An 11,808-nucleotide genomic window follows, 5' to 3' on the forward strand; every position below is an offset into this window, starting at 1 on the left:
AAAAACTACCAACAGCTTTATTTGGTCCGAAAAACATGAACAGGCAGCATTAATGGTCAACAGCGATGCTGATTTATATTAGCTGGCCCTTCTACCGTGGTTTACGCAGATTCTCAAGAGAATATCCACATATTGTTTCCGTCAGTAAAGCGGATTATTCGGGCACTCCTCTATCACTACATTCATATTTCCAACAAGCACCTCCTACCGCAATTCAATATGACGGTTTAGAGATTTGATGCTAATCGAGTAAATCGACGAAGCCTAGCGCAATGAAAAAGCCGTCTTTCATGCCCAAAGCCATAGGGTTCTTGAAGGTACATTCATTAGTCATTCCTATTTGGTTGCTCTAAATCGTCCTTAGGCAACCGGGTAACGGATTATCCCTTCAAAGACCCATCCAAGACTTGCTCAATGAAGTCGATTTCAGCGTTCGATAATCCTCAGTGAGTATCCCTGATAGATACAGTTTCAGTTTGTTGTAATGCCCTCAACTAACTCAGGATTCGAGACGGATAATCACTTAGGGGTGGACACATTCATGTTGGTGAGCTGTTCCAACAAATCCTTGAAATGCGACGTTATCTGTCTTCGACTCCGCTACTGAACAGCCTCGGAGGTGCAAGCAAGGTGGCTTTGTTTTTCTGAAAACCTAACGTGGTCAATGTTTGAATCCGGACTGTTTAAATTGTGATTGCTCAACCCCAACATAAATGTCGAGATCACCTTTTGAAATCGCTCCTGGGATTGCCGAGAAGAGCCGATATGCTCTTGGCCAAATCCCGCATTGGGGAGCAACAAACTCCACTTTCTCTTATAAGATTGAAATTGCGCACGACACAAATCCTGATACTCTTCTGGTAAATAAAACTTCACACTGTCCTCAAGTTAGGCACACTCATGTGGGCTACTTCTACACACATAACAAATTTCACACAAAGAATACTAAAAAGAAAAAAACATTCACCAAAATAAGTCATGGTCAATTTACCACCAGAACAAACACATTTAAATGTCAAATAAAGGTCATAAGTTTAAATATAAAGAAAGAAATCATTCAATAATCTATTTATTGGGTAGAGTTCCGCAGTTTAATTAAAAAACAAAATCTCTACAGTCAAACACAGCAATTAAAGCTCTTAAATTTCCAATAGCCCTAGATTAAATAACGCAAAATAAAAACAAATTGTAAAAAAGTTAAACAATTGCGATCTTAATTCATATTCTGAATACAAAACCTTTAATAAGCCAAATCTTAGATTATCTTTAATCTGTTTCTAATAGAAATAACAACAATAAAAATAGACTTCAATCAATAGGTAAAGAATTGATTGATAGTGTTAATTATATAAAACAGTTACTTGTATAAAACGAAAATAGAGTAAGAAAATGACAGCGAATAAACCCATCTTAAAACTGGCAGTAGGTAGCGCTCTGCTATCTGCCCTGCCGACTCATGTCTATGCACATGGTTGGTCTGAATATCCTAGTGCTCGACAAAATATCTGTTACATGAACAAGGCGGTATCTGGTCTGGTAGTCCACCCAATGCCGCTTGTGCAAATGCCAAAAACATTTCGGGGTCTTACCCATTCTCGTACAGCGCAACGAGTACGCCAAAAACATTACTGGACTTTAACAACCCGAGTGCAGTAAAGCCGCGATTCCAGATGGCACTTTATGCTACGCAAACGATCCTCAGAAACGTGGCATGGGAGCCCCGCATACCGCCTGGACCCGCACAGAAATGAATACGGGTACATTCGAATATGTGTTTAATGCCACGGCACCGCACAACCCTTCATTCTGGGAATTTTACTTAACCAAACCCAATGCTGACCTGTCGAAAGGGCTGGCTTGGGGCGATTTAGATTTGATTCAAGAAACGGGCAATGTGCCAGTAGAGAACGGAAAATATCGAATCAATGTGACTATCCCATCAGAGCGATCGGGTGACGCTATCCTCTTTGTACGTTGGCAACGAGATGATGCCGCAGGTGAAGGTTTCTACAACTGTTCTGATATTACGATCAAGAATGGTAACACTCCGCCGCCTGAGCCAGCACCACAACCTGATTTGCATCGTGGCTCATCCTTTATCCCGAGTGGAATGGAAGCGCCTCAAATTGGCGATGTTGTAAAAATACGACATCATTAACAAAGATGGCGTGGTTGCACGTAGCTTTGATATTAAAGTGAACTCAAATAACGTTGGGGATTGGGATCGTCTCCAGCGTCTGAGATTAATGGTTGGCACGCCGAATTCAAAGATGGCGCAGTTTTTATCGGTGATTGGCATGAAGAAATGCAGCACTATATGTATTTCCAGAATGATCCGTCACGCAATTTCTTTAACTCCAAAGACAGTCGAGCTTCAGGGTTAATGACCGTTTCCCGCGACGACAATGGCAATGTAGACCCGCTAGCAGGGCAACTCCTATGAACTATCGCAAAGTGATAATGTCGTCAATGCAGGTGATAAAGTCGTCATTGTCACCGAAGAAAATGCCACACTGACTCAAACTCAGGGCACACCGGTACAGATTCAGAATAACGGCTCTTCTTCGATCATTATCGATACTCAATCTATCACTCAGAATGAAACGTTAATCTTCTCGGCGAATGCAAACAACAGCGATCGTACTGAAACCTTTACCTTTGAGGTGATGGTAGATGACGGGGGCGTCACGCCTCCACCAACTCCAGAACCGAGCCCAGATGCTTGAGCTCATCAGCGACTTACATCGGCGGTGAAGTGGTGTCCTATGCCGGTAAGGCGTGGAAGCACAATGGTGGATTCAAGGCGGTGATGATCCTGAAACCACATACAGTAAGGACAAATGGGGCGTTTGGCGACCAGCAAACTAGCACTCCTGCTACTCATCTCACCACCTAAATAAGTGGATCAATTTTTATCAAATAGCCATCGCGTCTTTTACAGCGCGGTGGCTATTTCTTGTGCTCAGTTTTCAATCCTAAGTCCACACTCATGATTCGACCTGAATACAGGCTGCGCCATCACCAAGTAACCCAATCAAACTCATGCAAAGATTAACGTTCAAGTCTTAAACAAAGTTACTGGTTGACTACAAGCTAAACAATTGATGTGATTAGTCGCTTTTCTCCCGCCCTTCGTTATGAGATTACTCAAGTCGGTGTTAATATTGTGACCAAGTCAATCTGCCCTACCTTAATCGGCATCACAAACTTGTGATAAACGAACGCTTTGTTATGTTTAAAGTTGCACGGCAGATTAAACCATTAAGTTAGGAAGGCAATATTTTCAAATGGTTAACAATACAATTCAATGGTTTCCGGGTCACATGCATAAGGCCCAAAAAAGAGATAGCTGAAGCCATCCCTCAAATTGATGTCATTATTGAGGTGCTTGACGCTCGTATCCCTTTTAGCAGCGAAAACCCTATGATCGCCGAGTTAAAGGGTGATAAACCCGTGGTTAAAGTTCTCAATAAACGCGATCTCGCCGATCCAGAGTTAACCCAACTATGGATTGACCATTTTGAGAAAGAGCACAACGTAAAAGCGATTGCGATTACCACTTCTCAACAACAAGAAGTAAACCGCATTATGGAGCTAGTGCGTAAACTGGCTCCTCACCGTGAGGAAATTGGCAAAAACATTCGCACCATGATCATGGGTATCCCGAATGTGGGTAAATCAACCATCATCAATGCTCTTGCAGGTCGCACCATTGCGGTAACGGGCAACCAACCCGCCGTGACACGTCGTCAGCAACGCATCAATCTACAAAACGGTATTGTTTTATCGGATACACCAGGCATTTTATGGCCTAAAGTGGAAAATCCACACAGTGGGTTCCGTTTGGCGGCAACTGGAGCAGTGAAAGACACTGCGATGGAATATGATGAAGTGGCTTTCTATACGGTTGAGTACTTAGCAAAGCGTACCCGGAGCGCTTGAAAGAGCGCTATCAGATCGAAGAAATGCCGGAAAGTGACATCGAGCTCATGGAAGAGATTGGTCGTCGACGTGGCGCGTTACGCTCTGGCGGACGAGTCGATTTGCACAAGTGTTCGGAAATTTTACTTCATGAATTGCGCAGTGGCACCTTAGGTCAAATAACACTTGAGTTGCCAGAAATGATCACCAAAGAGTTGGTCGAAGTAGAGATTGAAGCGACTCGTAAGGCTGAAGAGAAAGCCAAGAAAAAGAAGAGCGCCGTAAGCGTTACTTAAAAACAAACGTTAATCACGACAACGGCGGTATCTACCGCCGTTTTTATTCTCGCTTCCACACTCACCTTTGATATAGTCACAGCAATGTTATCAACGAGTTTCGCACGATGAAAATCCCAACCAATATCATTACTGGTTTTCTGGGGACCGGAAAAACCACGACAATACTTAACCTGCTGAAAGAAAAACCCGCTGACCAGCATTGGGCAGTTCTGGTCAATGAATTTGGTGAAATTGGTATTGATGGCGCCATGCTCACGGAGCAAGGCGCGATGATCAAAGAAGTACCCGGTGGTTGCATGTGTTGTGCTGCTGGAGTCCCGACTTCCGTTGCCCTTACCGCGTTGCTACGTACGCAGCCCGATCGTCTGATAGTTGAACCAACCGGCTTAGGCCACGCCCACAAGATTCTCGCAACCTTAACCTCGGCTCAGTTTCGAGATTACATTGACTTAAGAGCCACTATAGGATTAGTCGATCCTCGCAACCTATCCAACCCTAAGTATGTTGAGAATCAAAACTTTAACGACCAGCTCAACATCGCAGATATTGTGATTGGTAATAAGGTAGACGCGTGTCATGTCGGTGATATCGATGCGTTTAACGACTGGGTTTCCGATCAAAAACCCACCCAAGATTTATAGCCAACTTGTCAAGCAAGGGCGTTTCCTATAGAACTTCTCGACAACCAGAGAAGGGAAACAACAGTGTCGACGGATATTGCACAGCACCATCATGAACACGCTGAGGCAGAACCACAATTTGCTCTAGCACCGGATCAGGTAATGGTCCGCAAAGAAAACAAAGGCCAAGGCTACTTCAGTTGTGGCTGGTTATTTGGTGCAGAAGTCACGTTCAGTTTTGATGACCTATTCTCTGTGTTATCAGACTTAACTGCCGAACGTGTCAAAGGCGTAATGAACACAGATAGAGGCTGCTATGCCTTCAATGTCAGCCACGGTGTTGTCTCTGTTAATGAGATGTCATTGGAGGGTTTCGAAAGCCGTCTGGAAGTGATCGATAGCCAACTGCTTCCATGGGATCAGTTGGAAACAGTACTCAAGAAAATTGCCTCACTTGATTAGCCTTCTCTAAACGACAAAAGGCGCACCCTTCAGTGCGCCCTATCCCTCGTTACTCAATCGTGAGTTTGCGAATCAGGACCGTGTGTTTTTGCGCCCTGATCATAAAACGAGGATCTCAAAATGATGTGTTGAATCCATCCAAATTGTAGGTAAGGCTTTTAATCCTCCATGCGGGTTGGTTCAGATTGCCTTACGTTTTAACTATGGTTCAAAACGCTAAAAGTGCAAGGAGATAAACGTGATCTCTTACCAATTCCTGACTATTTTTGAACTCTCACATCCTTCATATTTGAAAATCAACATTTCATTCTTGACGCTATAGTTAAACTTACACAAGCGTATAATTCTCATGAGAGACATCAATATTTACAATGCAACCAATCGAATGAGGTTACCTTTTTTATGACCAAGAGAGAGAAAATTAAGCAATCCCTTTTAGCGAGTATGCCAAAGGATGCAATTAATCAGTTTCTCTCTAAAGATAAAACACCTGTTTCTGTTCTCGTCCTTTCTTTACTTGTCGGTATTCTTGCCGGCATAGTGGGTACCTTGTTCGAGATTGCCGTTCATTTTGTCTCTGAAACCCGGACTGACTGGCTCAAACAAGCTATTGGTAGCGCGTTGCCGCTGTGGCTCGCGGCATTTTTGATCAGTGCTGCATTGGCATTTGTTGGCTACTATCTCGTTCATCGTTTTGCCCCCGAAGCTGCCGGATCAGGCATTCCAGAAATTGAAGGAGCAATGGATGGTATACGCCCCGTTCGTTGGTGGCGTGTTATCCCTGTGAAATTTTTTGGTGGTATGGGCGCACTGGGCTCAGGCATGGTACTTGGCCGCGAAGGTCCAACGGTTCAAATGGGTGGCGCCATTGGCCGCATGGTGACGGATCTTTTTCAGGTCAAAAATGACGATACCAAACACACGTTACTTGCCTCTGGCGCAGCAGGAGGTTTAGCCGCCGCGTTCAATGCCCCGCTGGCTGGCATCATGTTTGTCGTAGAAGAGATGCGCCCCAATTTCGCTATTCACTCATTTCGATTCGTGCGGTGATCATTTTCTGCCATCGCTGCCAACATTGTCTTTCGTTACATTAATGGTCAAGATGCGGTGATCACTATGCCGCAATACCACCCGCCAGAACTGGCAGCTTTGTGGCTCTTCTTGCTTTTAGGTGCCATGTTTGGTGTTTTTGGTGTGGTGTTTAATCGCCTCGTGACTCTCTCTCAAGACTTGTTTGTCAAACTGCATAAGAATGATCGTCGACGTTACCTGATCACAGGAAGCGGTATAGGTGGTTGTTTTGGTTTAATGCTGCTTTATCTGCCAGAAATAACCGGAGGCGGTATTAGCTTAATTCCGACCATCACTAACGGTGGCTACGGTGCGACGGTGCTACTGGTTTTATTCGCTGCAAGGATCCTCACCACACTGATTTGTTTTGGCTCTGGGGCACCCGGCGGTATCTTTGCGCCGATGTTAGCTTTGGGTACGCTATTTGGTTATGCATTTGGCTTAATCGCCCATGGTTTAATGCCTGAATTGATGATTTCACCCGGCATGTTTGCGATCGCAGGTATGGGTGCTTTGTTCGCGGCCACCGTGCGTGCGCCGATCACTGGCATATTGTTAGTGATCGAAATGACCAACAACTACTACCTAATACTGCCACTGATCATTACCTGCTTGGGGGCCGTTATTTTTTGCTCAGTTACTCGGTGGGCAGCCGATTTATAGCCAACTGTTACATCGAACATTAAAAAATGAGAAGTTAAGACAAGAAGACCTTCCCTGCGACTCAAAATGACAATTGCACAGTAACCGCTCAGCTTGATATGATCTTGTGCCCTGAATGATCTGTAGCACGGATTTGCTCAATCATTAGGGCCAATCATTTCTTTCAAGCTAGTCAGGATTATGCCGTTGAACTGGAAACGCTTTACACACTTTCACAGTGTGCCCCCTCACAAGCCGCATTAGCGCTGGGCATGATAGGACTCCGGTCATGCATGGGCATTGTATATTCCTGACATTGGCGTTTTTATCCGCCCTTATCTTGCTGCAGGCGGTGCTATTCTGCTGCTTCCAGTGCTAATAAAATACTTCAGCAGTTACTCCACTTTCATCAACGATATTCGTCACCCACTGAGCGGCAGCTTGATGGCCCCATGAGTATGGCATTGTTGATCTTATGTGATTACCTCGCCGTGATCTCGCCCTTGATCGCCTACCCTTTGTGGTTTGCGGCGCTGTTACTTCACATCACCATGATGGTGTTGTTTTTCTTCTTTCAAATAACACGCTTCAAGATGGCCAATATTGTTCCTAGTTGGTTCCTGTATCCGGTAGGGTTAATTAGTAGCTCATTGGCAGGTACCAAATTCGGTCATAACGTATTTTCAGAAACCTTAGTCAGCGTCTGTATTACGATATACTTCTTTATGTTGCCGCTAGTGCTCTATAGGCTGATGTTTGAAGGTCGGCTTCCACGCAGAGCAAGGCCAACACTCGCCATAATGGCGGCACCAATTAATCTGTCATTGGCCACCTATTTGGTTAACTTCCAAAAGCCAGATCCTATTCTCACTGGCGCTTTGGCTGGTATTGCTATCACTATGACGTTAACCATCTACCTGTGTTACTTCCGTCTAATGCGACTAAAATTCCAACCTTCCATTGCGGCCGTCACCTTCCCTTCTGTCATTAGTGCGATCGCGATGCACCGTCTGACGAGCTTTTTCGAGCAGTATCATCCGCACTGGCACTGGCTTCACAAATTTGGATTTTTTGAGCTGAGTGTCGCCACCGCACTGGTAGCATGGGTACTGATTGGCTATATCAAAATGTACTGGCCTGAATTTTTCACGCCGAAGATAAAAGTAAATTCGTAATAATTAAACTGGGAGAAAAAAGAAATCAATGGGATATTAATTCAGAATAGAGCCCCTTGAGGGTATTTATTCCTAATTAATATACAATTAACTATAATTATATCTGTTATCATATGCAAGAAAATCACATTTTATATTAGATTTATTATTCAACTGAATTTATACATAGCTAGGTCAGCTGGCGCTTACGAAAAATACCATAAGGCTATGTATTATGAATATGTTAACTACACCATCCCATTTACCCGATTTTATCAATAAACGAATCGACTATTATGTTTCTGACTTAATAAATAAAAAAGATAATGGAAGAAACCTAGTTGTAGGTAAGAAACCCCATCTTGGTGATATCATTTTGCAAAGTAATGATTATCTTGCACTTACCCATCACCCTAAAATCATCGATGCTCAAGTTAATTCATTGCTCTCCAACAAAGACACGGCATTTATGTCTAGTGTGTTCTTGCACAGCGATGGACTGGATAAAACGGTTGAGCATCATCTCGCTGACTACACTGGATTTCAAACCTGCACCATTGCACCGTCGGGATGGATTGCCAATATTGGTCTACTACAAACTATCTGTGATTCAGAAACCAATGTGTATATAGACTTTTTTGCGCATATGTCGCTTTGGGAAGGCGCACGAATCGCAGGGGCCAACATCCATCCTTTTATGCACAACAATACCAATCACCTCAAACGTTTAATTAAACGCAATGGACCAGGTGTGGTTTTGATTGATTCTATATACAGTACCATCGGAACCATAGCGCCACTGCAGGAAATGGTGACTTTAGCAAAAGAGATGGATTGCGCGATCGTTGTCGATGAGTCCCACTCTTTAGGCATATATGGTCTTAAGGGAGCAGGACTAGTTCAAGAACTTGAGCTCACCAATAAAGTGGATTTCATCACTGCCAGTCTGGCGAAGACCTTTGCTTATCGTGCTGGTGCTGTTTGGTGTAACAACTTAACAGGTCAAGTGGTACCATACGTCTCATTTCCATCTATTTTTAGTTCAGCAATGATGTCATTTGAGTTAGATAGAATTGACGCTACGCTAAACGTTATCAAGGAAAGCGACCAATCACGTCAGCGTTTAATGGAGTGTTCAGCGCAAGTACGTGAGGGACTAAAAGATATTGGTTACGATATTCGTAGCGAATCTCAGATAATCAGCTTAGAAACTGCAGAGAAAACTAACACGCGTAAAGTTAGAGATTTTTTCGAAGATAATGGCGTATTTGGCTCTGTTTTCTGTACTCCTGCTACACCTGATAATAAAAACATCTTGCGCTTATCTTTAAATAGTGCCCTAAGTAATCATGATATTGATAAGATTTTATCGGTTGCAAAACAAGCTAAGAGTAATAAGGAACTATACTTCGTCTAATTAAGCTAACGCCTCTTATTAAGAGGCGTTACTATTTAAAAAATAGCGTATTGAATTAAATATAGTCTGCAACCTTATCAAGCAACTTAACTTGATCGACAGGTTTAAGTAGGTATCCATTCATCCCAGCTTGATCAATTTTAGAAAGGGTTTCTTTTCGACTATCACCGGTATGCCCAAGAATCGGCACGTTAGCGTAGACTTCTTCTGATTCTCGAATAAGAGTCGTCGTTGCTAACCCATCCAACATTGGCATTTCGAGGTCCATCAAAATCAAATCAACTTGCTCATTACTTAGTACACTTAACACTTCATTACCATCACCTGCCTGAGAAACTTGATAACCCTGTTTATTCAATAAGATCGTCGTTAACTGTCTCAACGATTCATTGTCATCGGCAATCAAAATGCGTTTCCCAACGACTTTAGGTGTCTTTTTCGGAATGAGGTTACGGTTAGGCTCAACATTACCAAAAATAAGTGCATCGACCGACTGTGCGACATCAAGTAGGAACTGTTTTTTGTCTTTTGGATAGAAAGTAAGGAATCGACTAAATCTATTGTGATATTCACCATCCTGAACAAAAAGCATCACGATTTTAGCTTCGGTAAAATGGAGCTTAGACTCCAGCATTAAATACTCTTGCTCACTACAGACTTCTAGATCAAGTAGTATCAAATCGTATTCAAACTCAAACTCTTCTTTACGCTGAGCTTGCGCAAAATCCACCTCGTCACATAGCGCACCCGTGTAGAAGGTAAATTCGTTTAGTTTGCGCTTTACTGCCTCATCGTCGCCAACGTAAAGTATTGATTTATCTCTTAGAATATCTTGTTTGATTGTGGACACTTTTGGGGACTCATATCGAGGAAATGTAAGGGTAAAACGTGTCCATTCTCCGAGTGCGGACTCACATTTTATCTTGCCGCCGAATGCTTGCATGACACGTTTGCAAAAAGGTAATCCAAGCCCATAGCTTGAGGATTTTCCAGAAGTATAGAAATCTTGAAAGATAAACTCTAACTTTTCTTTTTCTATCCCGATTCCGTTATCTTCAAAGATTAAATAGTTGAATTCATGATCACTTCTAAGTGTGATCGCGATTTTAAACTCTTCTCCATTCTGATAATAAAGTGAATTTTTGAGCAGATTATACAATGCATATTTCAGTAATGTATCACTACCAAAGTAGTCAAAGCCACCTTCGACATTTAAACACACCACTTCTTTTTGCATGATCGCTGGGATAAGAAAAACTGGCGAGTGATTCTCTTACAATTTGCTCCACGGAAAAAGCCCTAAACGTTGAGTGCGACACGCGACTCTGGTCAATGGAGGTAAGCAATAAGTCTATGGCTTCATTACCATTACGTATGACCTCATCGGCTCCAGAAAGCACTTCTTTCATACGAATAATATCAAGCTTATCTATCTCGGCTTTATCCCTTTCATCATTTTAACTGACGGCAAAGACGCATCAAGTACATCAACAGACGCCTTAAGTGCACTTAACGGATTACGCATTTCATGCGCAATCCCTGCGCCAAATGACTTAGCAATAGAGACTTTTGCTTCATGTTCAACTTGATTGCGAAAATAGAACAAGTTACCAAAGATATAGGTAAACAAAAATATCGGAATATAAGGCCAAATGATAACGACTTCAGTCTCAACTGCGCTCGGCGCATGCACGAGTCCATAACTGAGCAAGTATGCCGCAGCAACGGAGACCATCGCTTGCAGCAACATTACTCGAGTCTCATGGACTAATAAAACGTGAAGAAAGATTGAAGCCATGAACGACATTGCCCATACCGTTGACCATTCGTTCATGAACAGCATAAACGAGAAGAAGAAGGGTAAGCAGATAGTGATTGTGGCAATGTAATAGTAGGGTAGAAAACGCTTAATTGGCGGCGGCACATACTTTCTGAGCGCTAACCCAAGCAGGAGTAGAGCGCAAAAAAAATCTCAGCGGGCCATTCTCATAGGGTTGAGGGTATACGTAAGACCATATGTAGAAGTATGCGGAAAGCCAAAAGAAACCCATCCACCCGAGTAACTCAAGATTAGTGTCTGCGTATTGATAAATCTTCTTTACTACATTCATGCATTAAAACCGCTACGCGCTACTTCTTGTTCGCCTAGAGCACTGTTAAAAGCACCTTAAGCTCCCGTTAAATGAAAAGTTCTGCTAGGTACAAAAGTGTGACCTTACAAC

At 43.0% G+C, this 11,808-nt stretch carries 1 protein-coding gene and 6 pseudogenes; 6 read left to right on the forward strand and 1 reads right to left on the reverse strand.

The window, feature by feature from the left end; all coding sequences use genetic code 11:
* Nucleotides 1-1,389: 1,389 nt before the first annotated feature.
* The 6 genes and pseudogenes from KW548_16580 (at nucleotide 1,390) to cqsA (ending at nucleotide 9,586) form a co-directional block, all read left to right on the forward strand.
* Nucleotides 1,390-2,868 (forward strand): annotated as a pseudogene (locus tag KW548_16580) (lytic polysaccharide monooxygenase).
* A 419-nt stretch (nucleotides 2,869-3,287) separates the two neighbouring features.
* Nucleotides 3,288-4,219: pseudogene (gene ylqF, locus KW548_16585) on the forward strand (ribosome biogenesis GTPase YlqF).
* Nucleotides 4,220-4,324: 105 nt separating this feature from the next.
* Nucleotides 4,325-5,302, forward strand: a pseudogene (locus tag KW548_16590) (GTP-binding protein).
* A 402-nt stretch (nucleotides 5,303-5,704) separates the two neighbouring features.
* A pseudogene (gene clcA, locus KW548_16595) lies at nucleotides 5,705-7,106 on the forward strand (H(+)/Cl(-) exchange transporter ClcA).
* A 209-nt stretch (nucleotides 7,107-7,315) separates the two neighbouring features.
* A pseudogene (locus KW548_16600) lies at nucleotides 7,316-8,190 on the forward strand (TDT family transporter).
* Between the two features lie 214 nt (nucleotides 8,191-8,404).
* Nucleotides 8,405-9,586, forward strand: coding sequence for a quorum-sensing autoinducer CAI-1 synthase (gene cqsA / locus KW548_16605; GenBank protein ID QXX08765.1), 1,182 nt, complete (start codon nucleotides 8,405-8,407; stop codon nucleotides 9,584-9,586).
* 55 nt (nucleotides 9,587-9,641) lie between these two features.
* On the opposite strand, the pseudogene KW548_16610 reads toward cqsA, so the two are convergent.
* Nucleotides 9,642-11,697 (reverse strand): annotated as a pseudogene (locus KW548_16610) (hybrid sensor histidine kinase/response regulator).
* Between the last annotated feature and the right edge of the window lie 111 nt (nucleotides 11,698-11,808).

It is taken from the genome of Vibrio neptunius (assembly GCA_019339365.1).
Lineage (GTDB): Bacteria > Pseudomonadota > Gammaproteobacteria > Enterobacterales > Vibrionaceae > Vibrio > Vibrio neptunius.